The 24858-nt window shown below is 69.8% G+C and carries 23 protein-coding genes; 7 read left to right on the top strand and 16 right to left on the bottom strand.

Annotation, left to right across the window (positions count from 1 at the left end):
* Positions 1 to 22 precede the first annotated feature (22 nt).
* Complete coding sequence (gene mshC / locus O2L01_RS00100; RefSeq protein ID WP_270119309.1) at positions 23 to 1264, bottom strand: cysteine--1-D-myo-inosityl 2-amino-2-deoxy-alpha-D-glucopyranoside ligase; 1242 nt, start codon at positions 1262 to 1264, stop codon at positions 23 to 25.
* Positions 1265 to 1394: 130 nt separating this feature from the next.
* On the opposite strand from mshC, the gene O2L01_RS00105 reads away from it, so the two are divergent.
* A complete protein-coding gene (locus O2L01_RS00105; protein ID WP_270119310.1) occupies positions 1395 to 2369 on the top strand; it encodes an aldo/keto reductase in 975 nt (324 codons plus the stop codon).
* A gap of 33 nt (positions 2370 to 2402) precedes the next feature.
* Here O2L01_RS00105 and O2L01_RS00110 read toward each other — a convergent pair whose 3' ends face one another.
* A complete protein-coding gene (locus tag O2L01_RS00110; protein ID WP_270119311.1) occupies positions 2403 to 2885 on the bottom strand; it encodes a VOC family protein in 483 nt (160 codons plus the stop codon).
* A 72-nt stretch (positions 2886 to 2957) separates the two neighbouring features.
* Between O2L01_RS00110 and O2L01_RS00115 the strand changes: the two genes are divergently transcribed.
* Together O2L01_RS00115 and O2L01_RS00120 are read left to right on the top strand one after the other, a co-directional pair.
* Positions 2958 to 3794: an AraC family transcriptional regulator gene (locus O2L01_RS00115; RefSeq protein ID WP_270119312.1), complete on the top strand. Its 837-nt coding sequence runs from the start codon at positions 2958 to 2960 to the stop codon at positions 3792 to 3794.
* 35 nt (positions 3795 to 3829) lie between these two features.
* The gene (locus tag O2L01_RS00120; protein WP_270119313.1) at positions 3830 to 4705 is read left to right on the top strand and encodes a hypothetical protein; all 876 of its coding nucleotides are present in this window, start codon (positions 3830 to 3832) and stop codon (positions 4703 to 4705) included.
* A gap of 1511 nt (positions 4706 to 6216) precedes the next feature.
* Here O2L01_RS00120 and abc-f read toward each other — a convergent pair.
* The 11 genes from abc-f to kdd all read right to left on the bottom strand — a co-directional run bounded on the left by abc-f (position 6217) and on the right by kdd (position 18612).
* On the bottom strand, positions 6217 to 7845 hold the full coding sequence (gene abc-f, locus O2L01_RS00125; protein ID WP_270119315.1) for a ribosomal protection-like ABC-F family protein: 1629 nt from the start codon (positions 7843 to 7845) through the stop codon (positions 6217 to 6219).
* 233 nt (positions 7846 to 8078) lie between these two features.
* Positions 8079 to 9401, bottom strand: a complete 1323-nt coding sequence (locus tag O2L01_RS00130; protein WP_270119316.1) for a M20/M25/M40 family metallo-hydrolase — start codon at positions 9399 to 9401, stop codon at positions 8079 to 8081.
* 105 nt (positions 9402 to 9506) lie between these two features.
* Positions 9507 to 10697, bottom strand: coding sequence for a cation:proton antiporter (locus O2L01_RS00135; protein WP_270119318.1), 1191 nt, complete (start codon positions 10695 to 10697; stop codon positions 9507 to 9509).
* Complete coding sequence (locus tag O2L01_RS00140; RefSeq protein WP_270119320.1) at positions 10697 to 11182, bottom strand: cation:proton antiporter regulatory subunit; 486 nt, start codon at positions 11180 to 11182, stop codon at positions 10697 to 10699. The genes O2L01_RS00135 and O2L01_RS00140 overlap by 1 nt, the downstream gene beginning before the upstream one ends.
* Before the next feature lie 55 nt (positions 11183 to 11237).
* Entirely contained in the window at positions 11238 to 12131 is an 894-nt protein-coding gene (locus tag O2L01_RS00145) for a transglutaminase domain-containing protein (protein ID WP_270119322.1), read from the bottom strand.
* 165 nt (positions 12132 to 12296) lie between these two features.
* Positions 12297 to 13304, bottom strand: coding sequence for a serine hydrolase (locus O2L01_RS00150; RefSeq protein ID WP_270119324.1), 1008 nt, complete (start codon positions 13302 to 13304; stop codon positions 12297 to 12299).
* 246 nt (positions 13305 to 13550) lie between these two features.
* On the bottom strand, positions 13551 to 14879 hold the full coding sequence (locus O2L01_RS00155; protein WP_270119325.1) for a glutamate mutase L: 1329 nt from the start codon (positions 14877 to 14879) through the stop codon (positions 13551 to 13553).
* A gap of 10 nt (positions 14880 to 14889) precedes the next feature.
* A complete protein-coding gene (gene kal, locus O2L01_RS00160; protein WP_270119326.1) occupies positions 14890 to 15273 on the bottom strand; it encodes a 3-aminobutyryl-CoA ammonia lyase in 384 nt (127 codons plus the stop codon).
* Positions 15270 to 16013, bottom strand: coding sequence for a lysine 5,6-aminomutase subunit beta (kamE, locus tag O2L01_RS00165; RefSeq protein ID WP_270119328.1), 744 nt, complete (start codon positions 16011 to 16013; stop codon positions 15270 to 15272). Before kamE ends, kal begins: the two co-directional genes overlap by 4 nt.
* A complete protein-coding gene (gene kamD / locus O2L01_RS00170) occupies positions 16010 to 17566 on the bottom strand; it encodes a lysine 5,6-aminomutase subunit alpha (RefSeq protein WP_270119329.1) in 1557 nt (518 codons plus the stop codon). The genes kamE and kamD overlap by 4 nt, the downstream gene beginning before the upstream one ends.
* Positions 17566 to 18612, bottom strand: a complete 1047-nt coding sequence (gene kdd, locus O2L01_RS00175) for an L-erythro-3,5-diaminohexanoate dehydrogenase (RefSeq protein ID WP_270119330.1) — start codon at positions 18610 to 18612, stop codon at positions 17566 to 17568. Before kdd ends, kamD begins: the two co-directional genes overlap by 1 nt.
* 186 nt (positions 18613 to 18798) lie before the next feature.
* On the opposite strand from kdd, the gene O2L01_RS00180 reads away from it, so the two are divergent.
* The 3 genes from O2L01_RS00180 to O2L01_RS00190 are packed head-to-tail and all read left to right on the top strand — an operon-like array spanning position 18799 to position 21646.
* On the top strand, positions 18799 to 20274 hold the full coding sequence (locus O2L01_RS00180) for a KamA family radical SAM protein (protein WP_270119331.1): 1476 nt from the start codon (positions 18799 to 18801) through the stop codon (positions 20272 to 20274).
* Positions 20271 to 21110 carry a beta-keto acid cleavage family enzyme gene (locus O2L01_RS00185; RefSeq protein ID WP_270119333.1) on the top strand — a complete coding sequence of 280 codons (840 nt, stop codon included), beginning with the start codon at positions 20271 to 20273 and terminating at the stop codon, positions 21108 to 21110. The genes O2L01_RS00180 and O2L01_RS00185 overlap by 4 nt, the downstream gene beginning before the upstream one ends.
* 14 nt (positions 21111 to 21124) lie before the next feature.
* Positions 21125 to 21646, top strand: a complete 522-nt coding sequence (locus O2L01_RS00190) for an isochorismatase family protein (RefSeq protein ID WP_270119334.1) — start codon at positions 21125 to 21127, stop codon at positions 21644 to 21646.
* Positions 21647 to 21658: 12 nt separating this feature from the next.
* Here O2L01_RS00190 and O2L01_RS00195 read toward each other — a convergent pair whose 3' ends face one another.
* Entirely contained in the window at positions 21659 to 22576 is a 918-nt protein-coding gene (locus O2L01_RS00195) for an alcohol dehydrogenase catalytic domain-containing protein (RefSeq protein ID WP_270119336.1), read from the bottom strand.
* Between the two features lie 119 nt (positions 22577 to 22695).
* Here O2L01_RS00195 and O2L01_RS00200 point away from each other — a divergent pair, with 119 nt between their 5' ends.
* A complete protein-coding gene (locus O2L01_RS00200) occupies positions 22696 to 23130 on the top strand; it encodes a winged helix-turn-helix transcriptional regulator (RefSeq protein WP_270119338.1) in 435 nt (144 codons plus the stop codon).
* Here O2L01_RS00200 and O2L01_RS00205 read toward each other — a convergent pair.
* Both O2L01_RS00205 and O2L01_RS00210 read right to left on the bottom strand, forming a co-directional pair.
* Entirely contained in the window at positions 23116 to 23727 is a 612-nt protein-coding gene (locus tag O2L01_RS00205; protein WP_270119339.1) for a phosphotransferase, read from the bottom strand. The genes O2L01_RS00200 and O2L01_RS00205 overlap by 15 nt on opposite strands.
* Positions 23728 to 23825: 98 nt before the next feature.
* Positions 23826 to 24818, bottom strand: a complete 993-nt coding sequence (locus O2L01_RS00210) for an ABC transporter substrate-binding protein (protein ID WP_270119340.1) — start codon at positions 24816 to 24818, stop codon at positions 23826 to 23828.
* Between the last annotated feature and the right edge of the window lie 40 nt (positions 24819 to 24858).

Genomic DNA, 24858 nt, shown 5'->3' on the forward strand with positions numbered 1-24858 from the left:
CGATACTCGGCATTTCGCACAATCAGCGCGTGCAGTCTATTCCGAGCAGTCCTCGCAACGTGTCGCGGGCAAGGTCCGGCGCCGAAGGGTCTTCGCCCCCGTTCGTGAGGGTTTCATTCGCCCAGGCATCGACCGCGGCGAGCGCCCCGGCGGTGTCCAGGTCGTCGGCCAGGCGCTCGCGCACGGCCTTGAGCATCGCGCCGGCCGGGACGGCCAGTTCGCGCGCGACGGCCTCGCGCCACCGCCCCAGGCGAAGTTCGGCTTCGGCGAGTTTCGCGGCGCCCCACTGCCGGTCGGACCGGTAGTGGTCGGCGAGGAGCGCGAGGCGGACTGCGGCGGGGTCGACGCCCTCGGCGCGGAGCTTGGAGACGAACACGAGGTTGCCGAGGGACTTCGACATCTTCTCGCCGTCGAGGCCGATCATGCCCGTGTGGACGTACGTGCGCGCGAACGGACTCGCGCCCGTGAGGGACTCGGCGTGCGCCGCCGAGAACTCGTGGTGGGGGTAGATGAGGTCGTTGCCGCCGCCCTGCACGTCGATGGCCTCGCCGAGGTGGTCGAGGGCGATGCAGGCGCATTCGATGTGCCAGCCGGGGCGGCCGGGGCCCACGGGCGAGTCCCAGGACGGTTCGCCGTCGCGGGGGGCGTTCCACAGGATCGCGTCGAGCGGGTCGCGCTTGCCGCCCCGCTCGGGGTCGCCGCCGCGCTCGCGGGCGTAGCGGAGCATCGTCTCGCGGTCGTAGTTCGACTCGCCGCCGAACGCCGGGTGGGCTTCGACGGCGTAGTAGACGTCACCCGACTCGTGGCGGTAGGCGGCTCCGGACTCGAGGAGGCGGGCGACCGCGCGGCCGACGGAGGGGATGGACTCGACGGCGCCGATGAAGTGGCGGGGCGGGAGGACCTGGAGGGCCTCCATGTCCTCGCGGTAGAGCGCGGTCTCGCGCAGTCCGAGGACCTGCCAGTCGGTGCCGTCGCGCTCGGCGCGCTCGAAGAGGGGCTCGTCGACGTCCGTGACGTTCTGCGCGTAGTGGACGTCGATGCCCTGGTCGAGCCAGTAGCGGTGCACGAGGTCGAAGGCGAGCATCGTCGCGGCGTGGCCGAGGTGGGTGGCGTCGTAGGGGGTGATGCCGCAGACGTACATCGTGGCGCGCTCGGCGCCCGGTTTGACCGTCTCGCGCAGTCCCGCCGAGGCAGTGTCGTGCAGGCGCAGGGCGGGGCCTTGGCCGGGGAGGGCGGGCAGATGCGGCGCGGTCCAGGAATCCATGCCCGCGATCATATTTCGAATACCGGCCGACCGGCCAGTGGCGCGACATCACGGACGATACGGCCGCATCGTCCTTCCAAGCGCACCTGAGGCTTTCATGCGAAGATCACTCGATGTAACTTGTGTGCTCATGGAACGCCGACCACTTGGACGCAGCGGCATCGAAGTCTCCTCGCTCGGCCTGGGGACGATGACGTGGACCACCGACGAGGCCGGCCTCGAGGACGCCGCGGCGCAGTTGCAGACGTTCGTGGAGGCCGGCGGCACGCTCGTGGACACCGCCGACGTGTTCGGGCAGGGCGCGGCGGAGGCGGTGATCGGGCAGCTCATCGGCAAGGTCGTGGCCCGCTCGGAGCTGCACATCGCGACGAAGGCCGGGGTGCGCACGGACGGGGCGCCGCGCAAGCGCGACACGTCGCGCGGGTGGCTGATGCGGTCGCTGGAGGGCTCGCTGCGGCGGCTCGGGACCGATTACATCGACCTGTGGATCCTGCACGTGTACGACCCGGACACGCCGCTCGAGGAGACCATGTCGGTCCTGGACGCGGCGGTGTCGAGCGGGAAGGTCCGCTACGTCGGGCTCTCGAACCACACCGGTTGGCAGACCGCGCGCGCGTTCGCATGGCAGTCGGCGTGGCCGGGGCGGACGCCGATCGTGGCCAGCCAGGTCGAGTACTCGCTGCTGCAGCGCGGCGTGGAGCGCGAAGTGCTGCCTGCGTGCCTGGCTCTGGAGATGGGCGTGCTCGCATGGTCGCCCCTCGGCCGCGGGGTGCTGACGGGCAAGTACCGGTTCGGGCGGCCCGCCGACTCGCGGGCGGTCTCGGCGCAGTGGGCGCGGTTCGCCGGCGTGTACCTGGACGAGCGCTCGGCCGGGATCGTCGAGGCGTGCGCGACGGCCGCCGAGGGGCTCGGGGTGAGCCCGTTGGAGGTGGCGCTGGCGTGGGTGCGCGACCAGCCGGGCGTCGCCTCGGCGATCGTGGGCGCACGGAACGCCACCCAGTTGCGGGCCTCGCTCGCGACCGAGCAGTTGTTCCTGCCCCCGGAGATCCGCCTGGCGCTCGACGACGTGTCCGCGCCGACCGTGGGGTACCCGGAGAGTTACTGAAGGGCGGGCCTCGCGGCCCGCCCCGTGTCCTCGCTATTGCTGTTCGCCCATGGAGGCGAGCCATTCGTCGATGCGGCGCTCGGCCTCCTTGCGGGGGACGTCCTCGACGCGGGTCATGATCGACCAGCGGCGGCCGAACGGGTCCGCGATGGAGGCGTACCGGTCGCCAGTTAGGAAGAGGCTCGGCTCCTCACGGACCCGGGCGCCGGCCTCGACGGCCTTGGCGACCACCGCGTCGCAGTCCTTCACGTAGAGGACGAGGCTCTCGGTGATCAGCTCCGGGTCGGGCGAGGCCATGCCCCACGCGGGGTTGGCGTCGCCGAGCTGCAGGATCGAGTCGCCGATCTGGAGCTCGCAGTGCGCGACCGTGCCGTCGGGCATGTCGTTGCGGGTCAGGACCTCAGCCCCGAAGACCGCTTTGTAGAACTCGACGGCTTTGGCGCCGTCGTTGACGACGATGAACGGCGTGATCGAGTGGTAGCCGTCCGGGATCGGGTTCACCTTGTTCTCACTCATGAGGCCAGTCTCGCCCGGCCGGGGCGGGCGCGCTTGTAAAAAAGCGTCAGACCCCGGAGGTAGTTTCGGGGCGTGAACGGAGCCACCGCGAGCGACAAGGGCCTGCTGCGACCGCAGGAGGCCGTGAACTTCATCGACCTGCGGCGATACCGCGAGACCGGGCTGCTCGGGCAGTACGTGGAGCGGTACTGGTCGGTGCATTGGGACCTGCCCGAGGGCGCCTCGTACGAATCGGTGGTGATCCCCCATCCGTGCGTGAACCTGAGCTTCATGCCGGTGATCGGCGCGGAGCTGCACGGGCCGGGGGTCGCGGTCTCGCGGCATCCGCTGACCGGTCGCGGACGCGTGTTCGGGGTGAAGTTCCGGCCCGGCGGGTTCACCGCTTTCAGTGGCGTGGAGGCGGCGGCGCTGGCGGACTGGTCGGCGGGCGCGGCGACGGTCTTCGGCCGCGAGATCGACGAGCTGAACTCGATCGCGATGAGCGGCAATGACATCGATGCGATCGAGATCGTCTCGCGGTTCTTGGCGGACCGTGTGCCCGAGAAGCCTGATCCGCGCTACGGGCGGGTGCTCGCGGTGGTGCGGGCGATGCTGGAGAACCGGTCGATCACGAGGGTGGACCAGGTCGCGGCCCGCTTCGCCATGTCCCCCAAGACCTTGCAGCGCCTCTTCCAGGACTACGTGGGCCTCGGCCCGAAGACCCTGATCCAGCGGTACCGCCTCCACGACGCCGCCGACCGCCTCGCCGAGGACCCGCAGACCGACCTGGCCCGCCTCGCGGCCGAACTCGGCTGGTCCGACCACGCCCACTTCACCCACGACTTCAAGGACCTCATCGGCTTCCCGCCATCGGAGTACGCTGCCCAATGTGCCTCGGCCGCCCGGGAACTCGTCATCGCCCACCGGTGACCGCCTGTCCTGCTCCTTTTGCGAAAGCTGCCACGATGCCCTTCACCTCAGCGATTCTGGCCGTGCATGCGAATGCCTGGCTCTCCGGCAATCTTGAGGCCGTCGGCCCTGATTTCCACGAACGCCACCCTGCGTTCGAGTTCTACCGCGCGATCGAGTTCGGGGAGGGTCTGACGTTCTTCGACTGGCTCGAAGGCGAGCGGGAGCGAGGGGTCGAGCGTGTTTGGCTGCATCGGCCGGCGGGACGGGACGTGCTGGACCGGCTTCCGGCGGAGGTGGCGGAGGCGTTCGCCGCGAACGTGCGGGTCGGGCTGTTGACCACTGGGGCGGCGATGGCTGCGGAAGTCTGGGTTTCGCAGATGGAGCTGATCGGCGGTCTGCCATCGGTGACGGCCGGGAACGGGTTCCAGGGGCCGGCTGGGTCCTCGTTCACGGATCCTCGACGGTGGCAGCTGGTGTTCAGTTCATTTGCTGCGTCTGAGGAAGTGCCCTCGGTCGTGACAGTGGCTGACGCAGCTGAGTTGCTTTCGGCTGCGTTGCAACGGATTGAGGCGTTCGCTGCGACGATCGCGGATCTTGACGGTTGGCGGCGGCGGTTCGCTGATGCGGGTGCTTGCCTTCATTCGGGCGATGAGGAGCTCGACTTGCAGCGCGGGTTGTTTCCGGCCGGTGCGTTGAGCCTTGAGGCGCTTCGCTTGTTCGCGGCCTGCGAGCATGCCTCGGTCTTCGGGGGCATGGGCTCGTGGAACGACCTTTGGATCGAGGATAAGGGGCTGCAGGCGGAGTATGAGGTGGTCTCTGCGGCGCTGGCGGAGGCGATCAATGAGTCTTACTTCGCCATTGTGAATGGGGACTTGGGGATTCGCTTAGCATTGTTCCCTTGCCGTTTTCGAGGCCGGGTGGGTTGGTGAGTTGCGGTTAGCCCTGGCAGCGACGGAGGGATGGGATCGGGGTCCTATTTCGAGTGGCGGGCGTGGTGGTGGTCGGGGTTCGTGCGGGCGGCGACACTCCCGACCGCGGGGGCCGGGGGCGTGCTTTTGCCTTGGGGCGCAGTGGGGTTGGGGCAAACGTGAGGGTCCTATACCCCTGTGGGTGATGACAACCGGGCACTGCACGAGGGATGATTGATGTACGCACAGGGATACGGAAAACGTACAGGTGGCAAGTAGGTGCAAGCAGACTACGCCAAGCCTCTGGCCGAAACCCAAACCGGATGATTTTCCCGAGCCTCGTCAGCTCAGTCTCTTCGTGCTATCGGGTTCCACAGCGGACCACGGCCTCTGCGAAAGGGGGCGTGCTGGGTGGGAGATCGTTGGTCGGGATCACCTTGGCCGCGGCAGTGCTCTGAACGAGGCACATTCGAGTAAGACCCGCTGTTGTGAGCGGCAATGCCAGATTGGGCATTAGAGGACCCGACTCGGCAACGTCACAGGCACGGCGAAACCAAGCCCTTCCCGACACGCACCTTGATGGTGCGCAATGGAAGGACACTCCCGGGCAGCGCACCACTGTGCCTCCGGGAAGCACGACCCCGCACCAGCAGACATGGCGCGCAGGGAAACCATCACCACGGCCCGGTAACTGGGGTGCCTTCCGGAAGAGAAGCCTTCCGAGAGAGGACACACAGGAAGGCGGCCAAGAGAGCAGGACAGGAGGTTGGACTCCCGAGAGGGAGGAAGGATCGGCCACCAGCGCCGGGACTGCGAAGGTCCCCTGGGGTGTGCGGGAACCGAGAGGCGACCCGTCCACACCGGTCATGCTGGCCACGCTGGCCGTGTAAGCGAGGGCGGGATCGTGGCGACACGACCGCCAGCATGAGCCTGCATCAGGGGCGGGCCGATCGACGGAGAACGAGCGAGCGATTGGAGGTGAATACGTATGCAGCATGAGAGCTCGGCTCAACCATGGGCGCGCAAACAAGCACTGATCGAACAGAGTCGGTACGCGAAGGCCACTGCGGTGACCGCAGCAGCGAGCACCGCAGCTCGACTCGCGGCGGCGAACATCGAAGCCGCTTCGATCCGCCACGGCGCCCACCGGATCGAAACACACGATCGCATCGAGCGAATCGGGCGCTATCCGGCGCCACAGTGCGCCTGCTCGGTGCCGGACGAATCACGGTCGCCGATATCCTCTCGGACTCGACTCGACAACCCCGCCTGCGCCGTTCCCGACCGCCGGGCGGAAGCCGAAGCGCGGGCCCGGCCTCTCGGCCTCTACCTCCTCGGCCCGCGCGACGGCAACGGGCCAAAGCCCTGCGCTCACCGGTCCGTCGCTGACTGCTCGAACCGCGACCGGCTCTCACCTGGCTCCGGCATCACAACCGGAGGCCACCCCCACCTCTGTCGCTGAGCGGTTGAACCCCAACCGGACTCGACCCGTATCCCGGCCGGCGGACACAGCGCTGATCGCTTCGCTCCGTTCAGGCCGACATAGCCTCGATGCCTCCTGCATTCATTTGCAGGTGGCGGCCCTTGAATGCTTCCCGGAGGCGACGGTCGTGGCTGACGAGGATCACCGTTCCCTTGTAGTCGACGAGGGCTTCTTGGAGCTGCTCGGCGAGCAATGGGGACAGATGGTTGGTCGGCTCGTCGAGAAGGAGGACATCCACCGGTCGGCTCACCAGTCGGGCGAGTTCGAGGCGGCGGCGTTGGCCCACTGAGAGGGTCGCGACCGGCTTTCCGAACTCGTCGTGGGTGAACAGGCCGAGGCGGTCGAGGGCTTCGGTGTGCTCTTCCAGGGTGCCGATCCGGCCTGCCGCGAAAGCTCGGAGGACGGATTGGCGCGCTGATCCCGGGCCTGCGAGTTGGCGCAGGTGGCCGATCGCTCCATTGCGTTCGGCTTGGCCTTCATCGGGTTCGAGTTCTCCGGCGAGGACTCGTACCAGGGTGGTCTTTCCGGCTCCATTGGGGCCGGTGATGAGGATGCGCTCGCCTGGGGTGATCGAGAGGGTGTCGACCTTCAGGCGGTCGCCCACGCGGATGTCGTTGAGTTGGAGGGCGAGCTGGTTGGTTTCCTGGGTGGTGACGGCGAGGTCGGCGCTGAAGCGCAGGGGCTCGGGTGGCTGGGGGGCCGGATTGGCCTTGAGGCGTTCGAGCATCTGCTTGGCGACCTTGATGCGGCTGCTCGCGCCGTGGTCGCGATTGCGGGACCGGAAGGCTCCGGAGCCGGTGTTGGCCATGGGGAGCTTGCGGGGGATCGCGGACATGCGGTCGACGTTGTGGTCGACGATGCCTTCCTGGCGGGCCACCTCGGCGTTCCAGCGGTCGAAGGCCTCTTGGGCCTGTTGACGTTCGGTGGCTTTGGCGATGAGGTAGCCGGTGTAGCCGTTGCCGTAGCGGCGGGCCTTGCGGTCGCCGACTTCGAGCATGGTGGTGGTGATGGCCTCCAGGAACGCGCGGTCGTGGGTGACCGCTACGACGGTGCCCTTCCAGTCGCGCAGTTGCGCCTCGAGCCAGGTGACGGCGTTGTCGTCCAGGTCGTTCGAGGGCTCGTCGAGCAGGAGGAGGGCGGGTCGGGCCGCGAGGGTCGCAGCGAGCATGAGTCGGGAGCGTTCGCCGCCCGAAAGGGTCCCCAGGGGACGGTCGCGGCCGAGGGCGGGGAGTCCGAGGGCCGCCAGCGCTTGGTCGACTCGCAGGTCGGCGTCCCAGCCTTCGCGGGCTTCGAAGCGGGCCATGAGCTCGGCGTAGTGCTCGGCGGCGGCTTCGTCGCCGTCGGTGAGCGCTTTTTCGGTGTCGCGCATGGCCTGTTCGATCTCCCGCAGGTCGGCGAGGGCCAGGTCGATCGCATCGGCGACCGTGTCCTGCTCAGGCAGGTCGAGCTGCTGCGGCAGGTAGCCGGTGCCGCCCGGGGAGGCGACGGTGAGGTCGCCGTTGTCGGGGGCCTCGGTGCCGGCGATGAGCCTGAGCAGGGTGGACTTGCCGGAGCCGTTGTCGCCGATGATGCCGAGCTTCTCCCCCGGCTTGACGGTGAAGGTGACCCGGTCGAGGACGAGGTTGTCGGCGTAGCGCTTGGTGACGTCGACAAGGGCGAGTTGAGCATGGCGGAACATGGGCGCCTCCAGAAAGCAGTTCGCGGAATGGGTGGAGGGCACGCTGAGCGCTGACGGCTTGGATTGCGATGCCCCGGTGGTCCTCGCGGAGCGTGGCTCTACGCGGTGACCTGGCTGCTTCTAGAGGAAAATCAACATCGCCGACTAGTCTAGTGGCGGCCTTGGCGGGGTGTCCATGGGTTTGCGGGCCCTAAGCCGGTGAGTGCGCTCACCGGCTTAGGGCCCGTTGGGTTCTAGGACTGGGTAATGAACCGGTCCATGACGTCGACGCCGAACTTGAGGCCGTCGAGCGGGACGCGCTCGTCGATGCCGTGGAAGAGGGCGGTGAAGTCGAGGTCGGCCGGGAGCTTCAGGGGCGCGAAGCCGAAGCAGCGGATGCCGAGGGTCGCGAAGGCCTTGGCGTCCGTGCCGCCCGAGAGCATGTACGGGACCGTGCGGGCGCCCGGGTCGGCCTGGCGGATGGCCTCGGCCATGGCGTCGACGAGGACGCCGTCGAAGGAGGTCTCGTAGCCGGGCTGGCGGATCTCGTACTCGAAGTCGATGCCGTCGCCCGCGAGTTCGCGGAGGATCGCCTCGAGTTCGTCGTTGCGGCCCGGGAGCGAGCGGCAGTCGATGACGGCGTCGGCGGTGGACGGGATGACGTTGGTCTTGTAACCGGCGTTGAGGCGGGTCGGGTTGGCCGTGTTGCGGAGGGTCGCGCCGATGAGGCGGGCGACCGGGCCGAGCTTGGCGACCGTCGCGTCGGGGTTGTTCGGGTCGAACTCGATGCCGGTGAGCTCGGAGACGGATTCGAGGAACTGGCGCACCGTCGGGGTCATCTCGACCTCGAACCGGTGCTGGCCGATGTTGGCGACCGCGCGGGTGAGGCGGGTGACGGCGTTGTCGTCGTGGAGCATCGAGCCGTGGCCGGGGCGGCCGGTGGCGCGCAGGCGGAGCCAGTCAAGGCCCTTCTCGGCGGTCTGGACCACGTAGACGCGCAGGTCGTTGGGGAGGGTCACGGAGAAGCCGCCGACTTCGCCGACCGCTTCGGTGACGCCTTCGAAGACCTCGGGGTGCTCTTCGACCATGAAGCGGGCGCCGTAGTCGGAGCCGGCCTCTTCGTCGGCGGTGAAGAGGAGCACGAGGTCGCGCGGGGGGACCTTGCCGCGGCGCTTCCAGTCGCGCACGAGGGCGAGGAGCATCGCGTCGAAGTCCTTCATGTCGACGGCGCCGCGGCCGAAGAGGTAGCCGTCCTTGATCTCGCCGGAGAAGGGGTGGACGGTCCACTCGTCGGGTTCGGCGGGGACGACGTCGAGGTGGCCGTGGAGCAGGAGGGCCCCGCGGGTCGAGTCGGCGCCGGGGTAGCGGCAGGCGACGGAGGCGCGGCCGGGGGCGGATTCGTAGATCTTGGGTTCGAGGCCGACTTCGGCGAGCTTCTCCGCGACGTATTCGGCGGCGGCGCGTTCGCCTTTCGCGGTCGCGTTGTCGCCGGTGTTGGTGGTGTCGATGCGGATGAGGTCGCGGGCGATGTCGACGACCTCGTCTTGCGGGCGGGGCGGGTTCGCGGTTTCAGCCATCACTGAGTTCTATCAAGCCGAGATAACGGTTCGGCGTGTGCGGTGGCGGGAGTCGCACTCTTCACTCCGGCTTCGCCGGCACTGTGCACTCCCGCCACCGCTGCGCTAGACGGCCGCTTGCGCGAGGCGTCTCGCGCGGTTCTTCTTGCGCCGCTTGGCGACGATCGGGCCCGCGAGGCGCGGTGCGAGCGGGCCGATGGCGGCCAGGATCAGCACGTACGCTGCGGCGACGGAGCCGAGCGCGGGGTCCAGGCCCGCGGTGACGCCGAGGCCGGCGATGACGATCGAGAACTCGCCGCGCGGCAGGAGCACGAGCCCGGCGCGGAGCTTGCCGGTGAACGCGGAGCCGGAGCGGCCCGCCGCCCACCAGCCCGTGGCGAACTTCGTCGCGATCGTGACGACCGCCAGCGCGATCGCGACCGGGAGGACCGGTGGCAGCGCGGTGGGGTCGGTCTCGAGCCCGAAGTTGACGAAGAAGACCGCCGCGAACAGGTTCTTGAGCGGTTCGAGCGTCTCTTCGGCTTGGCGCGAGACCTCGCCGGAGAGGGCCATGCCGACGATGAACGCGCCGACGGCGGCCGAGACGTGGACCTTCTCGGCGAGTCCGGCGACGACGAGGACGATGCCCATGACTTTGAGCATGAGGATCTCTTCGTTCGGCGAGGCGAGGAATCGGGAGAGGAGGCCGCCGAAGCGGGAGGCGACGAGGAACGCGGCGGCGACGGCGAGGAGTGCGACGCCGAGGCCGACGGCGGCTTGGGCGAAGGCGAGTCCGGCGAGGATCGTGGTGAGGATCGGCAGGTAGAGCGCCATAATCATGTCCTCGGCGACGAGGAGGGCGAGGATCGTGGGGGTTTCGCGGTTGCCGAGCCAGCCGAGGTCGGTGAGGACCTTGGCGATGATGCCGGAGGAGGACACGTAGGTGACGCCGCCGAAGACGACGGCGGCGACGGGGCCCCAGCCGAGGAGGAGGGCGCAGGCGACGCCCGGGGTGGCGTTGAGGACGAGGTCGACGACGGCGCCGAGCCAGGAGGTCCGCATGGTGCCGAGGAGTTCGCGCGGCGTGTACTCGAGGCCGAGGGTGAACAGAAGGAGGACGACGCCGACTTCGGCGCCGACGTCGAGGAAGCCGGTGATGGCGTGCATCTCGTAGATGCCGCCGTGCCCGAAGGCGAGACCGGCGAGGAGGTAGAGCGGGATGGCGGAGATGCCGAACTTGCCGGCGATGGCTCCGAGCAGACCGAGGGCTCCGATGAGGAGGCCGAGCTCAAGGAGAAGCGCGACGGTCCCGTGCATTAGGCGGATCCGCGCAGAATCCGGTCGACCCCGTCGACGGCCTCCTGGGTGCCGATGGTGACGAGGCGGTCGCCGACATGGAGGATCGCGGAGGGGGCGGGTCCGGTCTCGACGCCTTCGGAGCGGACGATCGCGACGATGGAGGCGCCGGTGCGGGTGCGGGCGCGCGTGTCCCCGAGGGGGCGTTCGGCGTAGGGGCTGGTGGCGTCGACCTTGAGCTGGCGCGAGACGAGGTTGTCGATCTCGTGGTGGAGGCGGTTGAGCTTCTCGACGATGCGGGCGCCGCCGAGGAGTTCGCCGATGGCGGCGGATTCGTCGGCGGAGAAGACGATGCAGTCGAGCATCGAGTCGGGGTCGTCGGGGTCGTAGATGATGAAGTCGCGGCGGCCCTCGCGGTGGGCGACGATGCCTAGGCGCACATGGCGTTTGGTCTCGAATTCGAACCGCACTCCGATTCCGGGCAGCTCGGTGCGCTCCACGTCCACAGTCGTTCATCTCCTTTTGTGTGGGATACGCACCGAACCGTACAGCACCGGTGGGTCAGTCGACCGGGATGACCGGTTCGGCTGTCTGGCGGAGCGCGTTCAGGACCTTTTCGGGGACGCGGATGCGGTCGTCGGTCTCGTAGCGGGTGCGGGCGTCGGCGGCGGTGTCGGGGTCGGTGGTGACGGCGGCGAGGTCGTCGAGGAGGGCGGTGAGGTCGGCGTCGATGGTGTCCTCGGGTTCGGGCATGCGGCCCCAGACGTCCCAGGGCAGGAGTTCCATGTTGGCCAGTGCGGCGGTGTCGCGGATGAGGTTGGCGGCGATCCACCAGGCGCCCTGCTCGCCGGGGACGCCGGGGAGGCCGCATTTGTCGGCGTCGAGTTCGCCGGCGCGGTAGGCGGTCCAGGCCTGCCCGGCGACGATGAACCGGTCGCGGGGGACGTCGGCGGGGTCGAAGTCGAGCTTGAACGCCTTGGTCTGGACGGGGTCCATCTGGGCGTCGGAGAGGATCCAGCGTTCGCCGTTCCAGTGCTCGGCGACCCAGTGGTCGATGTGCCAGTCGGAGTTCGGCTCGTAGTGCATGAAGCCGCAGCGGGCGCGGGCGGCGACGCCGTGGGCGCGGAGGGCGGCGACGGTGACGAGGGTGAAGGTGCGGCAGGTGCAGGCGAAGCGCTGCTTCGGTTCGCGCTGGTCGGCGAGGGGCCGCTGGTCGTCGTCGAGGATCTGCCCGAGGATGCGTTCGGCGGGACGGAGGTGCGCGGTCTCGCGCTGGGCCTCGGTGAGTTCGAAGTCGTAGAGGTGGGTGAGGGCCTGGTGGACGAGGGTGCCTTGGACTGCGGCGAGGAGTGCGGGCACGTCCTTCGGGAGGGCGAGGAGGGCGTCGTGGTGGGCGCCGGCGTCGGTGAGCGGGCCGGGCTGGGTGTAGTAGGCGAGGGCGTCGTGGGCGTTCATGGCGTTCCTTTCGGTGGAGGTGCCATGAAGCCTAAGGAAATTTAAGCCTGAATGTCGTAATTCAATCGTACAAATGTTCGGGCTTGAATTTGTGGGGATTTTGCCCGGCCGGGTGCGCCCGCAACGCGGAAGGCCCGGCCGGAGCCGGGCCTTCGCGTTAGTGGACTACTGGGTCAGGCCGCCGTTGAGGGCTTCCTGCTCGACCTCGAGGGTCACGGCGTCGGTGGCGGCGAGGCCCGCCGCGTTCACGATGTCGAACATCTTGCGGCCCATGGCGGCGTGCGCCTGCACGGCCGGGTGGGTCGCGCCGTAGTTGCCCCAGTTGTCGGTGAACTGGGCCATGAACGAGTAGACGAGGGCCGGGGCGCCCGCGGCGCTGTAGACCACGCCGGACTCGTTGCGGGTGGCGTCGTCAGCGCCGTACTTCATGGCGACGCGCGAGCGCTCGACCGAGGACATGTTGCGGCGGAAGCCGTCGTGGTAGCCGCTGAGCCCCTTCAGAACGTTGAGGAAGAAGCTCGTGCCCTTGGCCGAGAGCAGCTCGCCCTTCGCGAGGCGGGTGAGGAGGTCGTTGGCCTCGAAGGTGGTGGTGTTCCCGAGCCACATGCGGTTCGGGTTGGCCGGGTTGGGGATCACGCGGGTGTCGGTGAAGCCCTTCGCGGCCAGGGTCTCGTTGATCTCGGCGGGCGGGCAGACCAGGCCGCACAGCCGCACCGAGGTGTTGTCCGAGGTCAGGAGCATCGCCACCAGGACGTTCGCGACGGTGATCTCGTCGCCGTACGCGGTCTGGTGGAAGTAGAATCCCGAGCCGGTGAGGATGATGTCCGAGGTGAGCGTGATCCGGTCGTCCAGCGCGAGCTCGCTGCGGTCGATCTTGTCGAGTACGCCGAGCGCGATGCCGAGCTTGTTCATGCTCGCGGCCGTCTGAATGCTCTTGGAGCTCTTGTCGACGGCCACGACGGGCGCGGCGGTGCCGCTGAGCAGGGTCACGTACCCCTGCCAGGTGCCGCCGGCCTTCGCGGTCTCGGTGTCCCAGACCGCCTTGATCTGCGCCGCCGTGGTGACGGCGGCCTGAGCGGTCGACCGTTCCGCCTGCGCGGCAGAGCCGGAGCCGAGCACGGCTCCACCAGCGGTCACTGCGGCGCCGAGCTTGATTACATCGCGTCGTTCCATGGTCGCCCTTCGTTGGCTTGCAAGGTGGTGAGGGATGTCGACCTCTAGTACGCCGGAGCAGCGGCGAGCGGTTGCCCCGGATCAGAACGAAGTGGACGGATCAAACGGTCCTCTCTCGTCTGTCGGCCTGAAGGCGGCAGGACCGCTAGGGTGGGCCCGGGAGGCTGAACACGATGACAGGACAGGTGTTGACCGAGGTCAGCGGCATCGTCGCACCGGAGCGCGAGGCGGACAAGCCCCCTCGGACTAGCCGAAGACCCGGCTCAAAAGCCGTTCAGCGGCATGGCGGTACCCGTTCGCGGCGAGCAGACCCGCCGGGGCGAGCCGGTAGTCGGTGTCGATGACGACTCGCGCGTCCTTCGGAGGCCGCACGCCGCCTGAAGTGTCCGCGCCGACGGCCTCGCGCAGCCACACGGCCGCCTCGGGGTCGCGGCGCAGGATCCCCCCGGAGCCGACCACCAGGCCCACGGCCGCGAGGTCCTTGCCGCCGCGCAGCGGCTCGGTGGGGCCGCCGATCCGCTCGCCGCGGGCGTGCCGCCGCACCGCGATGCGGGCGGCGAGGGCACTCAGTTCCGCGTCGTCGGCCGGGTCGGAGGCCCGGAACGCGGGGTTCGCGGCCCTGAGACGGGCGGCCTCCGGCAGGCCCCAGCCGGTGGGGAGGTCCTCCTCGTCGGCGGCCTCGACGATGCCGACGGCGGTGTGGCGGACGCCGAGGTCGCCCTCCACGGTCCTTGAGCGCCAAGCGGTCCCGGCGACTTCGGCGCGCGGGCCCTCCATCTCGGCGTCGGGGGTGAGCACCGAGTAGACGTCGGTGGTCGCGCCGCCCACGTCGATGACGAGGAGATCCGTCCTGGTCCGCTCGGCCAGGAGCTCGACGCCAGTGAGGACCGCGTCGGGGGTGGCGGCCTTGACCATGCGGGTGAAGTCGGCGCTGGCGGAGAGGTGCTTCCCGGCGATCACGTGGCGCAGGAACACCTCTCTGAGCGCGGTCCGGGCCGGAACTGGGTTGAGGACGCCGATGCGCGGCAGGACGTTCGCGACCCGGGTCGTGTCGATTCCGGCCCGGGTGAGGATCGTCGTGACGTCCTCGGCGGCGTTCGCGTTGCCCGCCAGGACGACCGGGGTGCGCAGCCCTGATTCGGCGAGGAGCGCGGTGTGGGCGCGCAGGGCGGTCTCGTCGCCGCCGTCGGTGCCTCCGGCCAGGAGGATCACGTCCGGCCGGGAGGCGGCGAGCTCCACGAAATCTTCCGCCGCGAGGGTCCCGGCGCGCACGTCCACGACGCGGGCTCCTGCGCTGAGCCCGGCCCGGTAGGCCGCACGGGCGGTCACCAGGGGCTCGTTGCCGATGACGGCGAGGCGCAGGCCCCCGCCCGCCGAGGAGCAGACGAGGGTGTCGACGACGTTGGCGCCCTTGGGGACCGCCTCACCGGCGGCGGAGCGGAGGCCGTCCATGACGTCCGTGCCGATCGTGGTCGGGCGGGAGGCGGTGCCGAGGAGGTCGCCGGTGTCCGCGTCGACGGCGGCGGCCTTGGTGTAGGTCGATCCGACGTCGACGCAGACGACGGCGTTCGTCACGGGGCGCTCCTCATGGGACCACGACCGTCCCGGTCGCGGTGGTCGCGATGATCGGCTCGTCGAGCACCGTGGCGGCCGAGTCGCCGCGCTCCGGGTCGGCGCGGCAGACCACTTTGAGCGTGAACTCGATCGTGCGGCTGCGGCGGCCCGTGCGGGTCACCGTGGCGGTGGCCTCGACGACGTCCCCGGCCTTCACCGGCGCCTTGAACTGGACGTCCGCGTAGGACGCGAACAGGCCTTCGTCCCCGTCGGTGAGGATGCACAGCTCGGTGGCGACGTCGCCGAACAGGCCGAGCCCGTACGCGCCGTCCACGAGGTTGCCGCCGTAGTGGGCGTGGCCGTAGGGGATGTAGCGGCGGTGGGTCACCGAGACGCCGTCATGACTGGCGCTCATACGGACTCCTTCATAGTCACGAGACGGTGGACGAGATACGAGGCCACATCGGACGGTGTGGTGCCGCGGGTGAAAATGCGGTCGACGCCGAGTTCGGTCGCCGCGCCCTCGTCGAAGCGGGGCCCGCCCACGACGAGCAGCGGGCGCTTCCCCGGCGGGAGGGCCTCGCGGAACGCGGCGGCCATCTCGCGGGTGTTGTGGAGATGGGCGTCCTTCTGGGTCACGACCTGGCTCACCAGGACCGCGTCGGCCTCCTCGTCGACCGCGCGGTTGACGAGGTCGGGCACGGCGACCTGCGCGCCCAGGTTCACGACCCGCAGCTCCCGGTAGTACTCCAGGCCCTTCTCCCCCGCGACGCCCTTGATGTTGAGGATCGCGTCGATGCCGACGGTGTGCGCGTCGGTCCCGATGCAGGCGCCCACGACGCAGAGCTTGCGGCCCAGCTTCTCGCGGATCGCGTCGTTGACCTCCTTGGGACTCAGGTGCGGGTAGTCCTTCTCGACCACTTTGACCTCGTCGAGATTGACGAGGTGCGTCGAGGCGCCGTAGACGACGAAGAACGTGTAGCCGTCCCCGATGGGCTTGGCGTGCACGAGCATCGCGCCGTCGAGGCCCATCTTGGCGGCGAGCTGGAGGGCCGCGCCCTCGGCGCGCTTGTCGTGCGGGACGGGCAGGGTGAAGGAGAGCTGCACCATGCCGTCGCCGGTGGTGTCCCCGTAGGGCCTGATGATGCGGCTCATGCGTGGTCACCGTCCAGGATCGCCGCTGCGGGATTCCAGTAGTCCTCGGCGCGCTTCGCGACGCCGTCGAGGCCCCGGCCGCCGTCGGCGGGGCGCTTCATGATGCCGAAGGTGCCGTCGGCGATGGCGTTGAGCAGGCCGTCGTCCACGATCCTCCCGAGCAGGTCCACGGCCTCGCCGAGGACCTGGTTGGCGCGGTTGGCGATGAAGCCGTCCTTGGGCGGATAGAAGTCCTCGGCGAGCCCGGCGCACGCGCTGAGGACGTACCGCACGTTCTGGAGCGCGATGTCGCGGTCCGAGAGCCACGGGGTGACGACCGCTTCGGTCATCATGCCCACCAACAGGATCGACTGCCCGGTCATGACACCGGCGAGGTTGAAGAACCCGTCGAGGAGGTTCCCGCGGAAGACGTCGCCGGTCATGTGCTTGGTCGGCGGCATCCACTTGAGCGGGGCGTCCGGGAACAGCTGGCGGGCCAGGAGCGCGTGCGCGAGCTCGAGCCGGAACGACTCGGGCACTTCGGGGTTGATCTCGAACGCGTGCCCGAGGCCGAGCAGCGGGTCCGGGAGCCCGGCCTCGTGCGCGAACCGCTCGTTGAGCAGCTGCGAGACGGTGACCGTGTGCGCGGCGTCCACCGCGTCCGCCGTGGTCAGGTAGTTGTCCTCGCCGGTGTTGATGATGATCCCGGCGCGGGCGTGCACCTGGCGGCTGAACCGCTGGTCCACGAAGGTGCGGATCGGGTTGATGTCGCGGAACAGGATGCCGTACATCGAGTCGTTGAGCATCATGTCGAGCCGGTGCATCCCCGCCAGCGCGGCGATCTCGGGCATGCAGAGGCCGGACGCGTAGTTGGTGAGGCGGATGTAACGGCCGACCTCGCGGGAGGTCTCGTCGAGGGCGGCGCGCATGAGCCGGAAGTTCTCGCCGGTGGCGTACGTGCCGGCGAAGCCTTCGCGGGTGGCGCCTTCGGGGACGTAGTCCAGGAGGGACTGGCCGGTGGAGCGGATGACGGCGATGACGTCGGCTCCGGCCTTCGCGGCGGCCTGGGCCTGCGGGATGTCCTCGTAGATGTCGCCGGTGGCGACGATGAGGTAGATCCAGGGGCGCTGGGGCGGGTCGCCGATCTCGGCGACGAGTGCGTCTCGCCTGCTTCGGGACTGGTCGATGCGGTCAAATCCGTGGAGGACGGCCGCTTGGGCGCGTGCGCGGGCGGTCTGCTTGTCGCCGCCGGTGGGGAGGGCGAAGCGGACGCCGCCGGCCGCGGCGGCGTGGGCGAGGCGTTCCAGGTCGGGGAAGTCCTTGAGCGCGTGGAAGACCGGGAGGGCGATGCCGTGCTCGATGCCGACCTGTTCCTGGACGGCGTCGGCGAGGCGGTTGACCCAGGGGATGCCGTCGGGGTCGGCGCCGGTGAGTCCGGCGAGGCGGAGGGTGGCGCGTTCGACGGAGACCGTGGTGTGGCTGCGGGCGATGTCGACGACGGGTTGGGCGGCTTTGGCGGCGAGGCGGCGGGCCTCGGCGACGACGGCGGGGTCGAGCGGGAGTTCGGCGGTCATCAGGACTCCTCGCCCACGCGGTCGATGAAGAGGTCCTTCAGGTGCGCGTTGCCTCTGATGAGGTCGAGGGCGTATTCGGCGTGGCCGGGGACGTAGCCGTTGCCGATGAGCATCTCGACGTCGGCGGCGAGGCCTTCGGCGCCGAGGGCGGCGGCGGAGAACGAGGTGGCCATGGAGAAGAAGATGATCGTGCCTCCGGTGGCGGTCGAGAGGATCGCGCCGTGTTCGCAGCCGGGGACGTCGACGCAGACGACGGTGACGTCGGCGCCGCGCCCGTCGAGGGCCTTGTCGACCTTGCGGGCGAGTCGGAGCGGGTCGGTGGCGTCGGCGATGACGATGTCGTCGGCGAGGTGGGCCCAGCGCAGCCGGGCGTCCTCGATCTCGTCGCGGACGACGGCGACCACTGTCGCTGCGCCGGCGTCGCGGGCGGCGGCGAGGGAGAGCGAGCCGGACTTCCCGGCGGCGCCGATGACGGCGACTGTGGCGGGGTCGGCGCGGCGGGCGACGACTCTGCGCACGAGCGCGGGCGCGCCGCAGACGTCGAGGACGGCGAGCGCGAGGTGTTCGGGCAGGTCGTCGGGGAGGACGGCGGCGATGGAGCGGGCGAAGAGGATCGCGTGGCCGCTGGTCGGAACCTGCTCGGATCTGCCGTCCCACTGCTCCAATCGATCATCTATGTGCAGCGGGGTCAGAGTGAGCGAGACGAGGGTGGCGACCTTCTGGCCGACTTTGAGGCCGAGCGGCGAGCGGGGCCCGACGGCGTCGACGGTACCGATGAGCATGCCGCCGGAGCCGGTGACGGGGTTGTGCATCTTGCCGCGGCGCTCGATGATGTCGCGGACGTCGGCGCGAATGGCATCGCCGTCGCCCCCGTGGGCGGTATGGAGCTGCCGGTAGGAGGCCGCGTCGAGGTTGAGGCGTTCGACGCGGATGCGGACCTCGTCGTCGGCGATGCGGGGATCGGGGTCGAGCCGGTCGGCCGCTTGTGGCAGCGCTCCGGCGGGACTGACGACTCGGTGCGATCCGACCGGTGAGCCTGTCGACATCGTTGCCGCCCTTCTTGTAGCGAGGAATTTATGGAGTCTCAATATGCGGGACCTAGCGCACTACAGTAACGGAAGGTTATCCTCGTCACAAGGACGGTCATCCCCGTCTGCGCGGTTTCACCGGGCCAACAGCCCGGACATGGAGGTGAGAAGGTGTCGGATCGACCGACGGGAGACACAGCACCCGTGATCGAACAGCCCTACCAGTACCGGCGTCGCAGGCTGGAGGAACCGGACTGGACGCGGTTCCCCGGCTGGGCGGACGTGACCGAGGCCGAGTGGGCCTCGGCGCAGTGGCAGCGCGTGCACTGCGTCAAGAACGTCAAGCAGCTCCGGGTGGTCGTGGGCGACCGGCTCCACGAGTCGTTCTACGAGGACCTGGCGACGGACATGGAGCGCTCGGCGACCATGTCGATGCTGCTGCCCCCGCAGATGCTCAACACGATGGCGCCCGCGATCGAGGAGACCGCCCCCGGTTCCTGGACGGATGCGTTCTACGCCGACCCCGTGCGCCGGTACATGCTCCCGGTCGCCTCGGACCGGCACGCCGACTGGCCCTCGCACCCCTTCGCGACCCGCGACTCCCTGCACGAGCACGACATGTGGGCCGTCGAAGGCCTCACCCACCGGTACCCGACGAAGGTGCTCGCCGAGCTCCTCTCGACCTGCCCCCAGTACTGCGGGCACTGCACCCGCATGGACCTCGTCGGCAACTCCACCCCCACCGTGGACAAGCGGCGGCTCGCGCTCAAACCCGTCGACCGGCAGACCGCGATCCTCGACTACCTCGAAGCGCACCCCGGCGTGCGGGATGTGGTCGTCTCCGGCGGCGACGTGGCGAACCTGCCGTGGAAGCAGCTCGAACGGTTCCTCGACCGCCTCCTCGATGTGGAGACGATCCGCGACATCCGCCTGGCCACCAAGGCGCTGATGGGTCTCCCCCAGCACTGGCTGCAGGACGAGATCGTCGAAGGCATGGCCCGCGTCGCCAAGCGCGCCGCCGGGCAGGGAGTCAACCTCGCGATCCACACGCACATCAACCACGCCAACTCGGTGACCCCCGCCGTGGCGCGGGCGGCGGCGGCGATGCTCGACGCGGGCGTGCGGGACGTGCGCAACCAGGGCGTGCTCATGCGCGGCGTCAACGACACCCAGGCCGACCTCCTCGACCTGTGCTTCGCGCTGCAGGGCGAGGCGAACATCCTGCCGTACTACTTCTACATGTGCGACATGATCCCGAACGCCGAGCACTGGCGGACCTCCGTCGCGCAGGCGCAGGAGCTGCAGACCGCGATCATGGGGTACCTGCCCGGGTACGCGACACCGCGCATCATCTGCGACGTGCCGATGGTCGGCAAGCGGTGGGTGCACCAGCTCTCCGAGTACGACCGGGAACTCGGGATCTCGTACTGGACCAAGAACTACCGGACCTCCATCGAGGCCGACGACCCCGACGCGCTCACCCGCCGGTACCCGTTCTACGACCCGATCGACACACTTCCTAAGGCCGGGCAGGAATGGTGGCGGCACATGCACCCGCCGGTCCAGGTCCGCGACGCGGGGAACGCGGCGGCCGCGAAGTCACGCCAGGCCGTGGCGCGACAGGACAGCAACGTTCTGGGCAGTGCCGCTCTCGACGACAGTGCGGCGGAGGTCGCGTGACCGGCACCTTGATCACCGTGGCGCCCACCGGGGCCGAGGTCGACAAGGACGAGGTCCCGGCGCTGCCGGTGACCTTGGACGAGCTGGTCGACACCGCGAAGCGCTGCGAGCACGCCGGGGCCTCGATCATCCACGTGCACTTGCGGGACGACCGGGCGAAGCCGACCCTCGACCCGGTGCGGTTGCGCGATGCCGTTGCGGCCCTTCGGGACACGACCGACCTGATCGTGCAGCTCTCGACGGGCGGCTCGGTCCGTGACGGCGAGGCGGCGCGGCTCGCGGTGCTCGACGCGGAACCGGACATGGCTTCCTGCACGATGGGGACCGTGAACTTCGGCGACGACGTCTTCATGAACCGCTGGGCGTTCATCGTCGAACTGCACCACCGCATGCGGGACAAGGCGGTCGTGCCGGAGTACGAGCTGTTCGACCTCGGCCACCTGGCCGCATTGGAACGGCTGCTCGACAAGGAGGGCCTGCCGTTCGGCGGCCACGTGCACGTCGACTTCGTGCTCGGGGTGCCCGGCGGCGCGGCGGGCGACGCCTCCACGGTGACCGCCTTCGCGGAGGGCGTGCGCCGGTACCTGCCGGAGGGGACCACGTTCTCCGCCACGGGCATCGGCCGCACGACCCTCCCTGTCATGCTCGCCTCGCTGGCCCACGGCGGGCACCTGCGGGTCGGCATGGAGGACACGGTCTCGTTCGCGCGGCGGCAGCCGGTCAGAGGCAACCACCAGCTGGTCGAGCGTGCTGCGGAGGCGGCAGCGCTGGCGCAGCGGCCGGCGATCACCACCGTCGAAGCGCGAAAGCTCCTCCGGATGCGCGACGCCGGCTGAATTACTGTTGGCGCATGACTGTGCTTGACCCCCAACGGACCGCCGTGGTCCTGGTCGACCTGATGCCGCGACTCCTCGAGCTGGACATGCAGCCCCGCACGGGTAAAGCGGTGCTCGAAGCCTCGATCGCCCTCGCCGAGGGCGCCCGCATTGCGGGCGCCCCGGTGGTGGCGATCCGGGTCGAACGCCCGAACGTCGCCGAGCAGCCGCCGGGAAGCGAACTGTCGCAACCGATCGCGGACCTGGCCGACGCGGTGGTGGTCAAGCGCAGCATCGGCGGCTTCTACGGCACCGATCTCGACGCGACGCTCCGGTCGCACGGCGCCGAGACGCTGGTCATGGCCGGCATCATGACCAATCTCGGCGTCGAGTCGACGGCGAGGGCCGCCTCGGATCAGGGCTACGACCTGGTCTTCGCCGAAGACGCCATGAGTGCCTTGACCCTCGCCGAGCACGAGGCGGCGGTGAACCTGAACTTCCCGCGCTTCGGCGAGGTCGTCGCTGCGGCCGATCTGCGCTGGCGCACCGAGAGCTGACGCTCGCCGCGGTCAGGGCTGGAGGACGTAGCGGCCGCGCAGGCCGCCTTCGGCCGTGGCCTTGTAGGCCTCCGCGGCCCGGCTCAGCGGCATGACCGCGTGCACCCGGGTCGCGAGGCGGCCGGCCGCGGCACGCGCGAGCAGCTCGCCCAAGCGTGCTCCGTCGGACTGCACCATCAGCGTCTTCACGGTGATCCCCCGTTCGGCCTCGGGGACGATGTTGGGGCGGACTCCGACGAAGACGCCGCCGTCCCGGACCGGGGCGAGGCCCCACTCCTGCTGCGACGAGGTGTCGACGACCGCGTCCCAGCCCGGCTCCGCCACAGTGGTGAACTCGGCGCCCAGACCCCGCACGAACGCCTCGTCGCCGGTTCGGGCCAGACCCGTCACCCGCCAGTTCCGGTCGCGCGCAAGCGAGACCACGTTCGCACCGATCGCACCAGCCGCGCCGGTCACGAGCAGCCGGGCGCCCTCGGCGGGCGCGTCGCCGAGCAGGTCGACGATCTGCGCCGCGCTCAAGCCGCTGAGCGGCACGGTCGAAGCGGCGTCCAGTCCGAGGCCGTCGGGCACCGCGGCGAGGTCGGCGGCGTCCACGATGAGCCGCTCGGCGAAGGTGCCGAAGTCACGGTCGAAGCCGGTGACGACACCGGCGACCCGGGTGCCCTCGGCCAGGTTGACACCGGGGCCGACCGCGTCCACCGTGCCGGCGAAGTCCCAGCCCAGGCCCGTGTGCTCGGGCTGGTCGATCATGCCCATGGCATGGAAGAAACCGCCCACGACCCCGAGGTCGGTGGGGTTCACCGGGGCGGCGGCGACCGCGACCCGGACCTGGCCGGGCCTGGGCTCGGCGAGCGGGACGTCGACGATCTCGATCGAGTCAGGGCCGTTCGGGGTGCGGACGACGGCGGCGCGGTAGGTGGCGGTGCTCATGGTGGTGCTCCTGCTGTTGCGGTTCGGACTTGACAGCTCTACTTTGCATGGGTAACTCTCTATTGGGAAGTACGCACTTCGAAGTGCGTAGGCCACCCGGAAGTAGGAAGGTTCGACGCATGCCCACGATGACCGCAGCGCAGCAGCGTGAAGCGGCGCAGGCGAAGTACAACGCGTACCTGGCCGCCTGCCCCAGCCGCCGCCTGCTGGCCCGGATCTCCGACAAGTGGGTCGCGCTGGTCCTGGCCGCGCTGGGCGGCGACGGCCCGGACGGCGGGACCGGCGGGCAGCCGCACGCGCTGCGGTACTCCGAGCTGTCGCGGCGGCTCGCCGGGGTCAGCCAGAAGATGCTCACCCAGACCCTGCGCTCACTCGAACGCGACGGCCTGGTCACCCGCACCGTGACCCCGACCGTGCCGACCACCGTCACCTACGAGATGACCGACCTCGGTCGCTCTCTCCATCATCTGATGCACGGCATCAAGGACTGGGCGGAGTCGCACATGGACGAAGTGCTCGCCAACCGCGAGGAGTACGACTCACGCGGCGACTGAACGCGCGGCCGCTCTGAACACGTCGGCGTAGGCCGCGCCGTACTGCGGGTTGAGGCCGGCGGTAAGGCTCCAGACCATGTCATGTAGGTCGCGGCTCCGGTCGGCGACGCCGAGAGTGCCGACGTCGACCACGCCGTTGACCTCGAGCGTCTTCGGATCAAGGATCACGTTCGGGAGCATGAAGTCGCCGTGGCACACCACGGGATCCGGCCCCGGGTCGGCCTCGGTTGCGAAGGGGCACTGGTCGACCGGGAGGGTGTGGAAGCGGGCCAGATAGCGGCCGATCGCCTGCACGACGGGCTTCCGGTCGGCCTCGGGCCAGGGCTCGGCGCCGGAGCGGCCGGGGACGGCCGTGGTGACGAGGTAGTCGCGGCCGTCGGCGGTCGTACCCGCGTCGACCACTTCAGGGGTGCCGAGGTCGTATCCCGCGAGCCAGGCGAGGGCCTTCGCCTCGCGGGCGACATCGGTGCCCGCCTTGACGAACAGCGAAGTCGGGCCGTCGAGTCGCCACACGTGGGCGTCGGAGTGTCCGAGCCCGACGGGGGTCCAGGTATGGGTCCGGAAGCGGATTCGGAGCGATTCGATCGGGTCGGCCATGCGCTGCAGCATGACAGTCCCGCTCCCGGCGCCGCAACGCCGTTTCGCGAAGGGGCCGGCCGCTCCCCCGTTCGAGTGGGGAGCGGCCGGGGCTCATGCTAGGCGGCGGGGAGCTCGACGCCGGCGGCGTCGGCGAGGTCGGCGAGGACGAGGCGGGCGGCCTGGATGCCGATGCCGCTCATCCAGATCTCGTCGGCGACGTTGAAGACCTTGCCGTTCTTCACGGCCTCCATCTGCGCCCAGAGCGGGTTGTCCATGGCCGCTTCCTGCTCGGTCTTCTCCGGGTCGTCCGCGACCGTGACGAAGAGGAGGTCGGCGTCGGCGAGGTCGATCTGCTCGGGGCCGACCTCGAGGGCGAAGTCGTCCACGTCCTGCGACTCGGGGCGGGCGACGCCGACATCCTCGAGGATCACGCCGGAGAAGGTGGCCTTCTGGTAGAGGCGGGTCGGGCCGGCGACGAAGCGGACGATCGAGACCGTGGGCATCTCGCCGTAGGCGGTCTCGATCGCGGCGCCGAGCTCGGCGGCCTGCGCCTCGTAGGACGAGAGGGCCTCGGCCGCTTCGTCCTCGAGGCCGAGCGCCTCGGCGTGGACCGCGAGGTTCTCCTTCCAGGCGACACCGGTGGTCTCGGTGAACACCGTCGGGGCGATCGCGGCGAGGTCCTCGTAGATCGCCTCGTGGCGGATCTTCGAGGAGAGGATCAGGTCCGGCGCGAGCTCGGCGATCTTCTCGAGGTCGGGCTCCTCCATCGGGCCGACGTCCACCGTGTCCTCCGTCATCGACGCGAGGTACTCGGGGAACCCGCCGCCGCTCTTGAAGTGCGGCGCGACCGCGCCCACCGGCTCGATGCCGAGGAGCGTCACGTCGTCGAGCTCGCCGGAGTCGAGGACCACGACCCGCTCGGGCTGGGCCGGGATCTCGGTCTCGCCCATGGCGTGCGTGATCGTGCGCGGAAACGCACCGGTCGCGTCGGTCGCCTCTTCGGCGGCGTCACCGGTGGTGCCCGCCGCGCCGCAGGCGGCCGTAGCGGCCAGCGCGGCGGTCGCCAGCAGGGCCGCGGCGGCGCGCACGGCGCTCCTCGTGGACTTCATCAATGGGTTCCTTTCGGGTGCAGGGGGTGTCAGGCTTGCG

This window comes from Glycomyces lechevalierae (assembly GCF_027622945.1).
Taxonomy (GTDB): domain Bacteria; phylum Actinomycetota; class Actinomycetes; order Mycobacteriales; family Micromonosporaceae; genus Glycomyces; species Glycomyces rutgersensis.

What these genes read in the sequence shown, in the direction of transcription:
- O2L01_RS00145 (WP_270119322.1), bottom strand. Translation starts at nt 12,131, where the DNA reads ATGAACGCCCACGACGCCCTCGCCTACTACACCCAGCCCGGCCCGCTC.
- abc-f (WP_270119315.1), bottom strand. Translation starts at nt 7,845, where the DNA reads ATGTTCCGCCATGCTCAACTCGCCCTTGTCGACGTCACCAAGCGCTAC.
- O2L01_RS00105 (WP_270119310.1), top strand. Translation starts at nt 1,395, where the DNA reads ATGGAACGCCGACCACTTGGACGCAGCGGCATCGAAGTCTCCTCGCTC.
- O2L01_RS00130 (WP_270119316.1), bottom strand. Translation starts at nt 9,401, where the DNA reads ATGGCTGAAACCGCGAACCCGCCCCGCCCGCAAGACGAGGTCGTCGAC.
- O2L01_RS00120 (WP_270119313.1), top strand. Translation starts at nt 3,830, where the DNA reads ATGCCCTTCACCTCAGCGATTCTGGCCGTGCATGCGAATGCCTGGCTC.
- kamD (WP_270119329.1), bottom strand. Translation starts at nt 17,566, where the DNA reads ATGACCGCCGAACTCCCGCTCGACCCCGCCGTCGTCGCCGAGGCCCGC.
- kamE (WP_270119328.1), bottom strand. Translation starts at nt 16,013, where the DNA reads ATGAGCCGCATCATCAGGCCCTACGGGGACACCACCGGCGACGGCATG.
- O2L01_RS00190 (WP_270119334.1), top strand. Translation starts at nt 21,125, where the DNA reads ATGACTGTGCTTGACCCCCAACGGACCGCCGTGGTCCTGGTCGACCTG.
- mshC (WP_270119309.1), bottom strand. Translation starts at nt 1,264, where the DNA reads ATGGATTCCTGGACCGCGCCGCATCTGCCCGCCCTCCCCGGCCAAGGC.
- kal (WP_270119326.1), bottom strand. Translation starts at nt 15,273, where the DNA reads ATGAGCGCCAGTCATGACGGCGTCTCGGTGACCCACCGCCGCTACATC.
- O2L01_RS00195 (WP_270119336.1), bottom strand. Translation starts at nt 22,576, where the DNA reads ATGAGCACCGCCACCTACCGCGCCGCCGTCGTCCGCACCCCGAACGGC.
- O2L01_RS00110 (WP_270119311.1), bottom strand. Translation starts at nt 2,885, where the DNA reads ATGAGTGAGAACAAGGTGAACCCGATCCCGGACGGCTACCACTCGATC.
- O2L01_RS00200 (WP_270119338.1), top strand. Translation starts at nt 22,696, where the DNA reads ATGCCCACGATGACCGCAGCGCAGCAGCGTGAAGCGGCGCAGGCGAAG.
- O2L01_RS00210 (WP_270119340.1), bottom strand. Translation starts at nt 24,818, where the DNA reads ATGAAGTCCACGAGGAGCGCCGTGCGCGCCGCCGCGGCCCTGCTGGCG.
- O2L01_RS00135 (WP_270119318.1), bottom strand. Translation starts at nt 10,697, where the DNA reads ATGCACGGGACCGTCGCGCTTCTCCTTGAGCTCGGCCTCCTCATCGGA.
- kdd (WP_270119330.1), bottom strand. Translation starts at nt 18,612, where the DNA reads ATGTCGACAGGCTCACCGGTCGGATCGCACCGAGTCGTCAGTCCCGCC.
- O2L01_RS00150 (WP_270119324.1), bottom strand. Translation starts at nt 13,304, where the DNA reads ATGGAACGACGCGATGTAATCAAGCTCGGCGCCGCAGTGACCGCTGGT.
- O2L01_RS00205 (WP_270119339.1), bottom strand. Translation starts at nt 23,727, where the DNA reads ATGGCCGACCCGATCGAATCGCTCCGAATCCGCTTCCGGACCCATACC.